Here is a 14,933-nt window from a genome sequence, read left to right as displayed (position 1 = left end):
AGCAGCTTTCTTTACCTTAATGGCCAAACGACCGGACGTAAGTTTTCTGTTCCACTTAGGTTCTGGATAAAATCAACCAATAATTCAATTTCTTGTTGCACATCTATTAACGACACAACTTCACGTGGTGCATGCATATAGCGAAGTGGCAACGAAACAAGTGCTATTGGAACCCCTTTTCCAGTTAAACGAATTCGATCCGCATCCGTGCCCGTAGTGCGAGGTGTTAGTTCATACTGGATAGCCATCTTTAACCTTTTCGCCGCTTTCTCTAACAGTGCATTTGCTTTTAGATTAATTGGAGCACCCTTTGCTAGAACCGGGCCTCCACCAACTTTGATGTCTCCATGTTTGCGGGCACTAACTGCTGGATAATCAGTGGCAAACGTCACATCAAGCGCAATGGCCAGTTCTGGTTGTAGTCCAGCGCCTGCGAAATAAGCACCTCCCATATTCGTTTCTTCATTCACTGTACTTACAGCATACACACCAACATCCAGCCTTTTTTTATGTAAACGTTTCAATACCTCTGCAACAATAAAAGCGCCTGTCCTATTATCAAGACCCCTGGCACTAAAGCGTTTATCCATTAATCTTTTTGGTTCCACCTGATAAACAGCAGGATCACCAACCCGAACATATTCCTTTATTCCCTGAGCTGAACTTGCCCCACAATCGATAAAAAGATCATCAATCGAGAATTTATCATCTGCCCCCCCATGATGTTCTGCATTTGTCCCAAAGACACCATGAATTGTTCCTCCATGACCCAGTACTTGAACTTCCATGCCAAGCGCTGGTTTATGGCTAATTCCCCCAAGCTTTTCAACATAGAGGTAACCATTTTCATCAATTGATTTGATTAAGAAACCGATCTCATCGCAATGGCCCGCTAAAAGAACCTTAAACGGTGCATCAGGATTTAGTGTGGCTATTGCATTTCCTGAATAATCTACAGATAAATTATCAGCAAATGGTTCTACATATTGGAGCCATTTCTTCTGTATTTCCGCTTCATGTCCTGAAGGGGAAGGGATCTTAAGCAAATCCATTAAGAATGTATCATTTATCATCCAATAAACCACCTTTACAATAAACTTATTTAATACTTCTCAATCCTTTTCCGATAGAACTCTTTATGGATAAAAATCTGATTGACCCTCGCAAGTTTTGACTCTCATTGATCACTTTTTTTGCAAGGAAACCACTATTAAAACGACAACTAATCTCTGTTCTCATCTTACTGTACCACTCACTCTTTAAACTCATTCACTATTTTCATGTTTATCACCACCATGTGAATGACTAAAAAAAGCGTACCACGCTGTAGACATAAAAAGAAGCAATTCCCATTAAGAGAATTGCTTACTATAAGGAAAGAGTATCAATTTCACATTGCTAAAATCTTATGTTTAACTCATAATGATCAAGGCCGTCATCTTCCTTCATCTCCACATGTGCTGAACCATCTTCCTCTTCTACTTCCATATCGCTTTCGTTACTAAATGCCTCTATTAACGAAGGAACAGCGATATAATAAGTGGCTGTCAAGAAGATCGCGCTGTATACAGCAAGCTGAATAAAAAACAAAGAAGCTTGTTTAACGCTTTTTGAATCTTTCTTCACTTTGTATTTCTTACCTTCACTATTTTGCTTATCTGGCGCAAGTGATCTTTTTTCTTTTAAGTCTTCTTTATGGGCTTGCTTATCTTGATGTGAAAGTTTATTAAACCATTTAATGTAATCCTCGTACTCTTTTACGATTTTTTCTTTTTCTCCAAAAGCCCGTACTTCGCCATTATGAAGCCAAAGCACACGGTCAGATAGGTTTTTTATCTCCCCAACATTGTGGCTAATAAAAATGATTGTTTTGTTCTGTGCTTTGAATTCCGTAATTTTATCTTTACATTTTTGATAAAACGTTTTGTCGCCCACTGATAATGCTTCATCAACTATCATGATATCCGGGTTTGTGTGAGCTGATATTGCAAACCCTAATCTTGATTTCATACCCGATGAATAATTTTTCACCGGCTGATCGATAAAATCACCTATATCAGCAAACTCTTCAATTAATGGCATAAGCTCTTCGATCTTCGTTTGATCGAAGCCATGCATTAAACATTTTTGTTCAATATTATCGTAGCCGTTTAAGTTATTGTTCAAACCAACATTTATGGCAATCAATGATGTCTCGCCTTGGATGTCGATTTCTCCTTCTGTTGGAGGGATAACGCTTGATAATACATTGGATATCGTTGATTTTCCTGATCCATTAATACCGACAATTCCAATTGTTTCTCCCTCAAAAATTTCCAAAGAAATATCTTTCAGAGCATAGAAATCTCGATTTTCTTCTCTTGTTTTCGGCAAAAACATGGCTTTTAGTTTTTCCACGTTATTATGGTAGAGCGTATACTTTTTCGATACGCCTGTTAATTTAATTTTAGGGTTCATATTCAAGCTCCCTTTTATAGATAATCCACGAAGCTATTTTTAAACTTATTAAATACGTAAGCTCCTATAAAGCTAAGCAATAGAATTCCTGCCCAAAAATAGATCATATATGGGATATCTTCATAAAACCAGGCTCCACCAATAAATGAATCACGGAACCCATTTAAAATATAGTACAACGGATTCAATTGCAAGATTGGTTGTAAATACTCTGGCATAGAACTAGGTACCCAAATGATTGGGCTAAGAAAAAACAACATCCGCATCCCTGCTTGCAATAACTGGTAATAATCACGTACAACAGTTGCTATCGTCGCACTGAATAAAGCAAATACGTACAGAAATGCATACATACAAAGCATATAATACGGTAACTGCAACAAATAAACGCCGGAAAATATGGAGTAAATTGCTAATACGATACAAAGAACCCCGAGCATAACAAAAAAACTAATTGAATTTCCGACTATCACAATCGAAGGCAGCACACTGACTGGAAATTTCATCTTCGATACCATTTTTATTTTTTGATGAATGCTATTTGAACCTTGTAATACAGTTGGGCTGATAAAAAACCAGGGAATTAACCCACATAGCAACCAGACAAAAAAAGGTGTGTCTCCAACAGGAGCTCCTGAACGAATGCCTAAACCAAAAATCACAAAAAAGACGATTACTTGCATTAGCGGGCTAAATAATTGCCATAGCGCGCCTAAATAATGCAGCTGAAACTTGCTTCGTTGTTCAAACGCAGCAAGCCGAAAAATCAAGTGCTTGTTCTCGTACTGCTCTCTAAGCAGTTGTAACACGGCTTTCATAGCTTGTACTCCTTGATGAGATAAATTCTTACTTGTAATGTTTAATGATGAGGAGTTCCTTCTAAATAATTTACACTGAAATTCAATATCCAATCATAATAACTCTCAACATTATTAGGCATAACACTTGGGTTAAACTCATTAGACATATGAGTTCCCCAAATTTTAAGGTGCCAAGAAATGTCCATTACATCTTTTATATCATATCACTAACTAACGCGTTTCGCCATTTTGATCAAGGACATTTTAGTGAAAGATATCACTTTTATAGCAATTAGAAAAGCACCCAAAGTCGGGTGCTTTTTGAAACATTATTAAGTTCTATTTGTACATAAAACGAATCTAATATAGCTTTAATATATATAAACTTTATTTTACTTATTCTTTCTAATAACTACTTTTGCTAAACAGGTAAAAGCACTTTGTTTTCATGCTTTATTTTTTCTTGAATATTCTCTCTTAATTTTAGTCCATGTTTGTTGTTAGGATCAATGGCAAGAGCCCTTTCAACTAACACATTTGCCCATTTTAGTTTTCCTCTTCTATAGCAATGGGAGGCTAAGATACGAAGATAATTAGGAGAAAGATAATTGTTTTCTCTCTTCAAACTAGGATAATCTGTTCCATCAAGCAGGCAGTAAACATACGTTTTCAGCATACCAATCTTTAACAAGTAAGGAGCAGTAGCATGTCCTGAATAATCCGTTTTTATGTATCGTGCATGTGGAAATGCCGGTTTTATATTTTCTTCTATAAAACGATTATCTCGTCTATCTTTAGGATCATAAATGATTACAGGAGATATTTCTTCATTGTATGGAAAGTTTAGACCATGGGTAAAAAGTTCTTTCGGGTATTTCCCTTTGCCGAAAATCGGATGTGCAGATAGCCTTGGTGAAAGGGACAAAATGTCACATTTCAAAGCTGAAGCGTAATAAAGAGATGTATATCCCCCTAAACTAAATCCATAAGCGAACTTTTTCTCGTAACCGCTTACGAGTTTTCCCACCATTTTGTAATAATTATCTGCTGTAAGATCTTGATGACATAGTTCCACTTTTCGGCGCCTAAGTGATAAGATGTCAATATTTTGCTTCGCCAATAATTTATAGCCAAATGGATCATTGCGCCAAGTTAAATTAATTGAATCAAATGTAAGTATGATGGCATTTGTTTCACCTAAATGTTTATAGAACTCAATTCGACTCTCTCCATTATCAAACAGTATGAATTTTTTATGCCTTTCGTTTCCAGCTTGATTATTTTTCATAAACAGATTAAAGCAATCTTTCGCTTCTCTGTGCTTACCAGAGAATTGCAGAGCAATGGACCTCGTTAGAAGCACTTCGTTATATTTCGTTTCTCCTTGCAGCACCGACTCTGCCTTTGAACATTGTTCAATAACATCTTTCCATTCCTGTTTTTCTTTAGCAAATTCAATTGCCATCAATAATAAATCTTTATCATTTTGGTACAAAGTTAAACCCGAGAGTACTGCCTCATTTGCACCCTCAACATTCCCTTTGTTTAATTCAGCAGTAGCTAATTCAACATATTCCTTAGTCTTTAGTATTTGACCATACTCCATAGCCTTTTTATAAAAGGAAGGAACTCGATCCCATTGTTCTTTCACAAAAAAATGTTTACCTACTACTAAATTTAGTTTTGGATTTTTAGGATATAAGTGATGCCCCGAAATTAAAGCCTCTTCCGCGTCCTTTTCTTTACCTAATTGCTTTAAGCACTCAAACCTGGCAAGAATAAGATTTATATGCTTCTCATGATAATGATCTTTTTCCCGCCATACGTCCAATAACTTTCCCCATTTTAATCCTATAAAATAGAAAGTTGTTCGCTGAAGTCTTAGTAAAAAATCAGCTGGGTAAATTGTACCTCCAATAACTGAGGTTTGGACAGCTGCTTTAAATTTCCTTTTTAAGAGTAAGCGGTGTGCTCTTGAAGAAAACTCCTTTGCATGCGTAGAGTAGTCGGCAAATAAGTTATTATAAATAATAAGTGCCTCTTCCCATTTTTTCTGATCTTCCAGCGCATTGACTTTATCCAGTCGTCCACCTACGCTCCTTAATTTACTCACGCTATTAATTACACTCCTTCTCCCTTATTTCTAATAAACCGTTCTATCATTTTATGAACACATTTTGTCTCCTTGGTTTACTTCCACTCACATTTAAATATGTGACAGAACATGTCCCTAAATAAGAATACTTAAAAGACAAATAGGTAGTAATCCCGCTATTAATTAACAATGGATATTTAGCTTTTCCTGTCTGAAAAGTATACGTTCATTCAACCTTTTTTTACGATCATTAAAAGCAACATGCAATAAAACAAAATCAATCCGTTCATAAAATGATAAAAACAGCAATTTATTATAACAAAAATCAGGACATTAGACACCCTCTTTTTGACTGAGTATGATTAAGCTGACAAGTAAGTTCTAACATGACCTATTCTAATCATTTAATACCCATACATCATCCACAAACCAATATCTTCAAATCCAATTCTCTTATAAATAGCACCGGCAGCGGGATTATCATAAAACAAACACGGTTCTTTTCCTTCTAGATGCAAGTCAGAACAGAGTCTATATACACAGGCCGTTGCATAGCCGTTATGCTTATATGCTTCTAGAGTCGCTACGCCCACGATCATTGCAGAAGCTGAATTTTCTGCAGTTGTGGAGGCGCTTGCAACAATTTCCCCATTTGATTTAACCAAAACTGCGCGTGAGAAGCCACTTTCTATATCACGTTGTTTTTTTTCGACCGTTTGCGGAACCGAGTGTTTAAACTCTGGTATTTCCTTCAAAAAAGCAAGTAAGTTTTGAGCATCAGCAACAGTGGCTATTTCAGTAACATCTGTGTTCACTTTAAGCCCCTTTAATGAACTCCCTTTCGCATAGTATGTTTCACGCTTTGATCGGAATGGCCGCAAATGTGGCTCGATTTGTTCTGTAACCGTTTTTAATCCAGACATCGCTTTAAAAGAAGGGTCATTGTTCATGATTTCTGCAAAACCAACTGAATCAAATAACGAATTTGCGTACGGTATGTAATTCTCTTGGTACTTTAATAAGACAGCAATCAATTCATTTTGCTCATTAAAATCTCCCCACACCCTTTGGAAATCTGTTTCCATTCCAAAAGCTTCAATATCGCCGATAATGAACAAGTTCTCCGCGGGTTTCTGTTTTACTAGTTGAAGACAAATCTCTTGATCATTTGCACTTAGTTGCCTAATCACATTTATCCCTCCTTAATATTTCGATTAGTTTACTAAAATCTTCTTAGAATTACTAGCTATAAAAATAAAAAGAACTAAATTCAACTACCTGATTGGCAGTTCTTATTCAGTCCTTTGTTAAATCTAGCATTTAATTCGTAAATAACTTTTCGTTTAGCGCATAAATGACTGCCTGTGTTCGATCCTCTACTTCTAGTTTTGCTAGGATGTGACTCACATGTGTTTTGACTGTTTTAATTGTTATATATAACGTATCGCCAATTTGTTGGTTCGTCTTTCCTAATGACATTAACTTTAAGATTTCTAATTCTCGCTTCGTTAACGCATTATGTAATGGGACATTAGCCGTAAATGCGGAAATCATTTGCCCTTGTACTTTTGCGTCAAGCACCGACTCACCTGCATGGGTTTTTCGAATCGCATCAGCGATTTGCATGGCACTTGACGTTTTCAACACATAGCTTACAGCCCCCGCCTCTAAGGCCGGACGAAGCTTATCATTGTCAAGAAAACTTGTTACAACAACAATTCTTGCCTCTTTCCATTTTGATTTAATTGTTCTTGTAGCTTCAATACCATCCATTCCATCCATAACCAAATCCATCACGATAACATCTGGTTTTAATTCAAATGCTTTTTCAACACCTTCTAATCCATTCCTTGCTTCACCAACAACAACTAAATCATCTTGTGTAGATAGAAAAGCAGAAACCCCCATCCTTACCGTTTCATGATCATCAACAATCAACACATTAATCATTGGGCTGTTCTCCTTTCACAATTGGCACTTTGATTTCCACACTTGTTCCTTGACCAGGAACACTAACAATACGCGCTGTTGCCCCAATTTCCTCCGCTCGTTCTTCAATTCCATTTAGTCCATAACCACCTGATTGTTCTTTGCGCTCAAAACCAATACCATCATCTGTTACTTTTAAGACTGCAAAATTATGAAGCCGCGCGTAGTATAAACTAATCTCCCTTGCTTCTGCATGGCGAAGAGTATTGGCAATTGCTTCCTGGGCGATCCTGAATAGCTGATCTTCAATCCCGGCAGAAAGTGGTGAATCTTCAATTCGGACGGAAAAAGTAATGGGGTGTTTTTCGGCTAGACTTTCGACTAACTGTTCGATCCCTTCTTTAAACGTTTGATCCTCAAGCTGAATGGGTCGCAATTGTAAAAGTAACGCACGCATATCATTTTGTGCGTCATTTACTACTTTCTCAATTTGTTCGCAGCGATTCCGTAATCCATCTATGTCCGCATTTTTTTGATTAACCGCAGCCGATAATAACATGGATGCTGCGTAGAGCTGCTGAGATACCGAATCATGTAGCTCCCTAGCGATTCGATTCCTCTCTTGAAAAACAAGCTCATTTTTTAATTGACTTTCCTTTTCAGCCCATTGATCCATTAGCTTTTGTGAGCGATCCGCTTGTTTATTCATTCTCTCTTCCATATCGACAATCAATGCAGTTGCTTCTTTAAAATCTGACGTTAACTCTTCAGCTTCCTTTTTCCCAGCTTTTAAATGTCCTTCATTTAATTTTTGCAACGCCCGTCGAAAAACCTTTACACCACGCTTCCAATTAGAAGCGGCAATGAAATAAATAAGTACAGAAATAAAGAAAAACCATGCAAACAACCAAACCACAATTGGAATATTATAGAAAATGGGTTCTACTCCAATAAAGAAATCCCACTCAACCAGGCCTTGATTAACAAGATACCAAGCAAAAAGACTTATAGGTACAGCTAATAATAAAAAGGTAACTAACCCTATTGATCGCATTGCTTTCATCGATACATCACCTCTATATCTCCAGCCACAAGGGACGTATAAATCCGTAATCTCCTAGGAGCATCTTCATACTGGTTATTTGTAACGATTATATTCTGATTAAAACCTGTTTTTTCCTGATCAAACACATCTGAATGACCAAAAAAAGTCGAGTGTTCCACTGAAACACCTGCATCATACGGTACATATAATTGAATGCGGCCAATAAAACCACGAATAATGACAACTGTGTCGCCTTTTGGCAGGACAGTATTTTCAAAGTGAATATTTGTTGTACCAATACCTGTCTGGATATTAATATTGTCACTAGAAAATACTTGTTCTTCAGCCCGCTGATCGCCAAAAATGATGTTTCGGAAAAAGAAGGCTTTTCGAAAAGTTGCCTTCTCTGAAAGGGCATCGTCATCAATTGTTACATTAAAAACATGAGGTTTTCGGGCTTTTTCCCAAAATAAGTACATGGAATAAAACAACGAGCCAAACAAAGTGAGCATAAAAAAGGTTGAAGACAAAAGAGCTAATATAAAAAACACAAGCCCAGAGTAAAAAAGCCATTTCCCTTTTTTACGATCCATCCGTTTTAGACCATAATAAATCATCGCTGCGGAACCAACCATCACAATAAATGGCCCTACCGCTAACAACAACTCCAGAAAGGTAGCAGCGAGCAAGGCAAAGAAAATGTATGCTGCTATATCTGTCCGGTTTCTTTTCATTCCCTTGCCCCTCCTTTCGCTAAAAGCAGGCGCCGCCTTTTTAGACGAGCCCGCTTATCATTATACTATAGGTTCTTTTCCTTCGTCTTTACGTTTATTGTCAATTTCTTTCTTTAATTCAGCAATACGGGTGTCAAAATCACCTGTATGTTCTTCTTTTTGACTAACTTGAGCTTCTTCTTCGATCTCTTCTTCTAATACTCCATTTTCCTCTGAATAATAGGTCCACTTCGCCGCGCCTTTCTCAAGCTTGCTTTCCTCTTCTCGAGCAATCACATTCAATTGCATCCGGCGAATTTTTTTGCGGAGAAATTGCAATTCTTGGCCACGCGTTTCCAATTTTTTCACTCGTTCTTTTTGTTCGTTGTAAGATTCCTCATACTCTCTAGCAAGCTCTTCATAACCTGCAAGCTCATTGCTTGCTTGTTCAATTAACTCGTCTGCGTCTGCCTCTTGTGCAATTTCCAGTTGTTTTTGACGTTTTTCCGCCATTTGTGCTGAATCTTGCCACTCTTTATAAAAGTAGTGTTCCAACTTTCGTTGTTTTTCAATCGACTGTTTCCATTGTTTCATCTGCTTATCCAATTTCTTTGATTCTACTTCATACTTTGTTTCATGTTGACCAAAAGGTTTCTCATTCTTTTCTAATATGGACTCAATGTCCGCTGTTACTTGGTCTTTAATCTGTTTGAATATAGACATCTCATTCCCTCATTTCTTTATTTACATATCGTACGTGTAGTCTTTGTTTTCTTTCCAACGTTCATAAAGCTTTACAAGCAAGTAAAGAGCCCCAAGTCCAATAATTCCAGGCAAACTTCCAATTGCTAGGCAAACACCAATGAGTAGGATCACCCACCAAAGGACTTTCATCATCACGTGCTCACTTAACGCCGCTTGGCGCCAGCCGAAATAACTAAGCAACGCTCCCGCAGCTAATCCAATCATTGCACCAAGTGATGAGACGACAATAAGCCCGAGTACAATTGCACCAACAATTAGCCATGTTTTCTTTGACATTATGCTTCACCTCCTTAATTGTCTTTTGTTTACATGTTTATTGTATGATTTTGTTGATTTTCAAGAAACGAGCTACAGATCGAATTTCATCTACGACCTCCGACTGATAACCTTTTAATCGTTCCGTCTATAATGATTCTCTAGTTAGAATTCACTCATTAGTAGTAACAAAAAGGGCATGAATTATCAGCGTTTTGATCAATCATAGAAAAACGAGCGTATGCACCACTCTTTCAGCCTACGCATCTCTAATCCTTGTACATACAGTAATAGCATAGCAACGAGAAAGGGGGTCAATAAAATGGGTTATGGATACGGTGGAAGTTACTCTGATTACTCATACGGTAATTCTGGATCAAAAAACTGCGATTGCGATACTTTCTTCAAACACATCTCCCGCGGAGAAGATGTAAAAGTCTTCTTAAAAGGCGGTGGATGCGTGGAAGGCGAGTTCGTAGATGTACGTGGTAACATCGTTAACCTAGCAAAAGCTGACTGTCATTCACATTGTAAAAAAGTGAGAATCATTGCTATTTGTTGTGATGATATCACTGCTGTAGAAGTGTAAAAACACAATGGCTTTAGTTTCCTAGAGCCCCGAGAAATAAAAAACAGTTTATAGGAGTGAAATTATGGGTCGGGGAAGAGATTCTTATTCTTACGGTTGTGAGCGTAATTATTCTTACAACAATTACAATAATTACAACAATTACAACAACAATAACAATAAATCATCAGAGTGTGATTGCGATACTTTCTTTAAACACATCTCTCGTGGCGAAGACGTTAAAGTTTTCTTAAAAGGCGGCGGTCGTGTTGAAGGCGAATTCGTTGATGTACGTGGCAACGTCGTTAACTTAGCAAACGCGGACTGTCATTCACATTGTAAAAAAACAAGAATTATTACCATTTGCTGTGACGACATTACAGCGGTAGAAGTTTAGTATTTAAACAAGTTTTCAAATTGCTAAATAATTGATTCAGATCACTCAGTAAGCTTGCCTATACGGGTGAGAGGTTTGTTTCATAGTATAAATCATATAAAAGAAAGGAGGAAACAAACATGAGTTGGGGAAAAGATTCTTACGGTTGTGGGTGTGACAACTCTTACAACTATAGTAATAATAATAACAACAAACACTACTCTTCAGATTGTGATTGTGATAGCTTCTTTAAACACATCTCTCGTGGTGAAGACGTTAAAGTTATTTTAAAAGGCGGAGATTTCGTCAAAGGTAGTTTTGTGAATGTAAAAAGAAATGTTGTTGAAATCGCTAAAGCTGAATGTCACGAAAAACATGATGAGTGTAAATGTAAGAAACACAAAGTTCGAATTACTACGATCTGCTGTGACGACATCGTTGCGGTAGAAGTATAATAGAAATAAAACGAGCTTCTGCGAGAAATGCAGAAGCTCGTTTCTTTATTATTCACCTATAGCAATGCTTACTTCATAGTCTTCCACTTGAATTCTTTTTAGATTTGATCCATCTCCAATATTTAATGAATCCAACACAAGACTCTTTTGCAAGAGTCCCTCGAATGATTGAATCAAGCGATTAAACACTTCGCCACCATCAAGATACAGTTTAATTCTCTGTTCTACTGGAAGGTTGAGTTCTTTTCGATACGTTTGCACCGCACGGATGAGCTCTCGCATAATGCCTTCGTCTTTTAATTCATCCGTTAACGTTGTATCTATAAGAACCGTAAACACCGGCCCATCAGAAACAGCAAATCCAGCTTTCGCCTTCCACTCTGAAAGAAGCTCTTCTTTTGTGAGTATCGTTTTCTCACCTGATGACAAAGTGATCGAAAACGTTCCTGTTTCTAAATAAGACAACCTCTCTTCCTGACTTGTCTGCTCTAGCTTCTGCTTCACTTCACCAAGTGCTTTCCCTAGCTTAGGTCCAGCTGCTTGGAAATTCAATTTCAATTCTAACTCCAAGCCTTCATTACATTCAGTTTGAAAACTGATTTCTTTTACATTCGTTTCCTCTTGAATGATATACGCATATTCTTTGAGATCCAGAGCCTCTGCGTTTGCGTTTGCGATTGCCACTAGTCGACTTAAAGGCTGTTTCGTTTTAATCCCCACAGTATTTCGAATTGAACGAGCTTGTTCTACAATAGAAAGCACAGTTTCCATCTTTGATTCAAGTACTTCATCAATCATCGACTCATCAACGGTAGGAAAATCAGTTAAATGAACACTTCTTCCAGTAAGGTCTGAGTAAAGATCTTCTGTTGCAAATGGTGCAAAGGGTGCCATTAGTTGTGCCGTTTTTGTGAGGACCGTATATAGGGTACTAAAAGCAGCCTTTTTATCACTGGTCATCCCACTTGCCCAAAAACGTTGTCGTGATCTACGAATATACCAATTGCTGAGTTCATCAAGAAAGAGAGCAAGTGTCCGAGCCCCTCTCGTAACATCATATGCATCTAATGCTTCTTTTACTTCTTTAACTACAGTATGCAGCCGAGATAATACCCATCGATCCATTGTGACTTCTGCTACTTGGAAATCTCGGTCGGGTTCAAAACCATCGATTCGTGCATACATCGAATAAAACGAATGTGCATTTGACAAAGTATCAATTACTTTAGATTTTGTTTGACTCACTGTCTGTTTTGAGAAGCGCTTATTATTCCATGGTGCACTATCAGCAAGTAGCGCCCACCTAAGAGAGTCAGCACCAAATTCTTCAATTAGCTCTGTGGGACTTAACGCATTCCCTTTACTTTTAGACATTTTGCGCCCATGCTCATCTAAAATATGCCCAAGGGATAAAACCCGTTTATATGGAGCCTTGCCTGTAAAGAGTGTGGATACAGCTAGCAAACTGTAAAACCAACCTCTTGTTTGGTCAACCCCTTCAATAACGACATCCGCAGGGAATTGTTGCTCTGCCAGTGCTTTATTTTCAAACGGGAAATGATACTGGGCAAATGGCATTGATCCACTATCAAACCAGACGTCGATCACTTCACTTGTTCGATTCATTGTCCCTCCACAAGTACATGAAAACTGAATGGCATCCACATATGGCTTGTGAAGCTCTATATCATCCGGTACTTCATCTATTGCCCACTCTCGTAACTCGCTAATCGAACGCGGGGATTTCTCCTTCTCACATTCTTGGCACGTCCATACATTAAGAGGAGTGCCCCAATAGCGATTTCTTCCTATATTCCAATCCACCATTTGATCGAGGAAATTACCAAAGCGACCATCCTTCATATGGCCAGGAAACCACTCGACTTCCTTGTTATTTGCTTGCATCTGTTCCTTTACGGCCGTGGTCCGGATGAACCAACCTTCCATTGCATAATACAAGAGCGGACTGTCACAGCGCCAGCAGTGGGGATAACTATGTTCGTATTTTTGTTTTGAAAACAATAGGCCCCTTGCTGCAAGCATTTTAATAATATCCACATCGCTATCTTTAACAAACTTTCCAGCAAGTGGTGTTACAGCATTTACATATTGCCCTTTTGTGTTCACAACATTTATAAAATCAAATCCATTGTCTTTTACAGCATGATAATCGTCTTCCCCGTATGCAGGCGCAAGATGGACAAGTCCTGTTCCACTTGTATCAGTTACAAAGTCAGCAGCAATTACTTGGTGCCCTTTATCCACTTCTACATATTCAAAAGGAGCTTTGTATGAAAGACCAATAAGTTCACTACCTTTTACTTTTTCTAGAATTTCACATTCTTCTCCTAAAACAGTCGTAGCAAGCGATTCAGCCACAACATATACAGCGTCACTTTGTTTCGCTTTTACATAAATAAGTTCTGGATTAACAGCAATTGCTACATTTCCTGGTAATGTCCATGGTGTTGTTGTCCAGCCAAGCAAATATTCGTTTTCTGTATCCACCAATTGAAATTTAGCTGTTGCCGATAAGTCAGTAACATCTTTATAACCCTGGGCAACTTCATGGGAACTTAACGATGTTTCACAGTGAGGACAGTATGGAACAACTCGATGTCCCTTATACAAATAGCCTTTCTCATGAATACTAGAGAGGATATTCCAGACGGATTCAATATATGGATTACGAAGAGTGACGTATGGATGGTCCATATCAACCCAATAACCAAGCGCTTCGGTAAATTGCTTCCACTCATGCTCATACGCAAATACGCTTTGTTTACATTTCTCAATGAAATTCTCAATTCCATACGCTTCAATTTCATCTTTTCCACGGATATTTAATTGCTTTTCCACTTCCAACTCGACTGGCAATCCATGTGTATCCCATCCTGCTTTACGTAAAACCTGATAACCAGACATCGTTTTATAACGAGCTACAAAATCTTTCATTGTTCTACCAAGCGCATGACCTGCGTGCGGCATTCCATTCGCCGTCGGAGGGCCTTCGTAAAAAACATAATGCTCTTTTCCATTTCGATTTTCCACAGAGCGCTTAAATGTATCGTCTGCATCCCACTTCTTACGAATGCGAAGTTCTCTTTCGTATACGGTTTCTTTTGTCATTAAAGCTCACCTCATTCTTGATTAATATAAAAAAACCCGATCCATTTACGTAGGGACCGAGTTTATGTAACGCTATATCAACTGCCGAGACGAATGCCACGGGAATCGCTTTACTCATAAATTTTCACTACGTACAATCATACGCGTTCAAGATATCGGTAGAATGCCGTCAAAGCTTAAAACCACTGTTCAGCTTTGCTTCTCGGAGAGGATTTTCATTCCGGTCTTATCATTGGCTTTTCAGCAAGACGCCAACTCTCTGGGGATAAGGATAAGAAACTACTCGTTCTCGTCATTGAATTACTATGAAATTGTGCTTAATCATATCTCGTTAAGACTGATTTGT

The 14,933-nt window shown here is 38.0% G+C and carries 14 protein-coding genes; 3 read left to right on the top strand and 11 right to left on the bottom strand.

Annotated elements, in window-relative coordinates:
• Nucleotides 1–11: 11 nt before the first annotated feature.
• The 10 genes from BK584_RS19060 to BK584_RS19015 all read right to left on the bottom strand — a co-directional run bounded on the left by BK584_RS19060 (nt 12) and on the right by BK584_RS19015 (nt 10,080).
• Nucleotides 12–1,073: a M20/M25/M40 family metallo-hydrolase gene (locus BK584_RS19060; RefSeq protein WP_078394048.1), complete on the bottom strand. Its 1,062-nt coding sequence runs from the start codon at nt 1,071–1,073 to the stop codon at nt 12–14.
• Between the two features lie 325 nt (nt 1,074–1,398).
• Nucleotides 1,399–2,457 carry an ABC transporter ATP-binding protein gene (locus BK584_RS19055; RefSeq protein WP_078394047.1) on the bottom strand — a complete coding sequence of 353 codons (1,059 nt, stop codon included), beginning with the start codon at nt 2,455–2,457 and terminating at the stop codon, nt 1,399–1,401.
• Between the two features lie 14 nt (nt 2,458–2,471).
• A complete protein-coding gene (locus tag BK584_RS19050) occupies nt 2,472–3,275 on the bottom strand; it encodes an ABC transporter permease (protein WP_078394046.1) in 804 nt (267 codons plus the stop codon).
• A 403-nt stretch (nt 3,276–3,678) separates the two neighbouring features.
• Nucleotides 3,679–5,370 carry a hypothetical protein gene (locus tag BK584_RS19045; protein ID WP_078394045.1) on the bottom strand — a complete coding sequence of 564 codons (1,692 nt, stop codon included), beginning with the start codon at nt 5,368–5,370 and terminating at the stop codon, nt 3,679–3,681.
• Nucleotides 5,371–5,756: 386 nt separating this feature from the next.
• Nucleotides 5,757–6,542 carry a GNAT family N-acetyltransferase gene (locus tag BK584_RS19040; RefSeq protein ID WP_078394044.1) on the bottom strand — a complete coding sequence of 262 codons (786 nt, stop codon included), beginning with the start codon at nt 6,540–6,542 and terminating at the stop codon, nt 5,757–5,759.
• A gap of 130 nt (nt 6,543–6,672) precedes the next feature.
• A complete protein-coding gene (locus tag BK584_RS19035; protein WP_078394043.1) occupies nt 6,673–7,302 on the bottom strand; it encodes a response regulator in 630 nt (209 codons plus the stop codon).
• Nucleotides 7,295–8,344, bottom strand: coding sequence for a sensor histidine kinase (locus BK584_RS19030; protein WP_078394042.1), 1,050 nt, complete (start codon nt 8,342–8,344; stop codon nt 7,295–7,297). The genes BK584_RS19035 and BK584_RS19030 overlap by 8 nt, the downstream gene beginning before the upstream one ends.
• Nucleotides 8,341–9,060 carry a cell wall-active antibiotics response protein LiaF gene (gene liaF, locus BK584_RS19025; RefSeq protein WP_078394041.1) on the bottom strand — a complete coding sequence of 240 codons (720 nt, stop codon included), beginning with the start codon at nt 9,058–9,060 and terminating at the stop codon, nt 8,341–8,343. The genes BK584_RS19030 and liaF overlap by 4 nt, the downstream gene beginning before the upstream one ends.
• A gap of 60 nt (nt 9,061–9,120) precedes the next feature.
• Nucleotides 9,121–9,762, bottom strand: coding sequence for a PspA/IM30 family protein (locus tag BK584_RS19020; protein ID WP_078394040.1), 642 nt, complete (start codon nt 9,760–9,762; stop codon nt 9,121–9,123).
• Between the two features lie 21 nt (nt 9,763–9,783).
• Nucleotides 9,784–10,080, bottom strand: a complete 297-nt coding sequence (locus BK584_RS19015) for a lmo0954 family membrane protein (protein WP_078394039.1) — start codon at nt 10,078–10,080, stop codon at nt 9,784–9,786.
• 301 nt (nt 10,081–10,381) lie between these two features.
• Between BK584_RS19015 and BK584_RS19010 the strand changes: the two genes are divergently transcribed.
• The 3 genes from BK584_RS19010 to BK584_RS19000 all read left to right on the top strand — a co-directional run bounded on the left by BK584_RS19010 (nt 10,382) and on the right by BK584_RS19000 (nt 11,458).
• Entirely contained in the window at nt 10,382–10,648 is a 267-nt protein-coding gene (locus BK584_RS19010) for a hypothetical protein (RefSeq protein WP_078394038.1), read from the top strand.
• A 64-nt stretch (nt 10,649–10,712) separates the two neighbouring features.
• A complete protein-coding gene (locus tag BK584_RS19005) occupies nt 10,713–11,024 on the top strand; it encodes a hypothetical protein (protein ID WP_180320517.1) in 312 nt (103 codons plus the stop codon).
• 119 nt (nt 11,025–11,143) lie between these two features.
• The gene (locus BK584_RS19000; RefSeq protein WP_180320516.1) at nt 11,144–11,458 is read left to right on the top strand and encodes a hypothetical protein; all 315 of its coding nucleotides are present in this window, start codon (nt 11,144–11,146) and stop codon (nt 11,456–11,458) included.
• A 48-nt stretch (nt 11,459–11,506) separates the two neighbouring features.
• Here the strand turns inward: BK584_RS19000 and ileS are convergent, their stop codons facing one another.
• The gene (gene ileS, locus BK584_RS18995) at nt 11,507–14,587 is read right to left on the bottom strand and encodes an isoleucine--tRNA ligase (RefSeq protein WP_078394037.1); all 3,081 of its coding nucleotides are present in this window, start codon (nt 14,585–14,587) and stop codon (nt 11,507–11,509) included.
• Nucleotides 14,588–14,933 lie beyond the last annotated feature (346 nt).

Source organism: Shouchella patagoniensis (assembly GCF_002019705.1).
Lineage (GTDB): Bacteria > Bacillota > Bacilli > Bacillales > Bacillaceae_D > Shouchella > Shouchella patagoniensis.
This window is presented reverse-complemented; position numbering and strand designations above follow the sequence as displayed.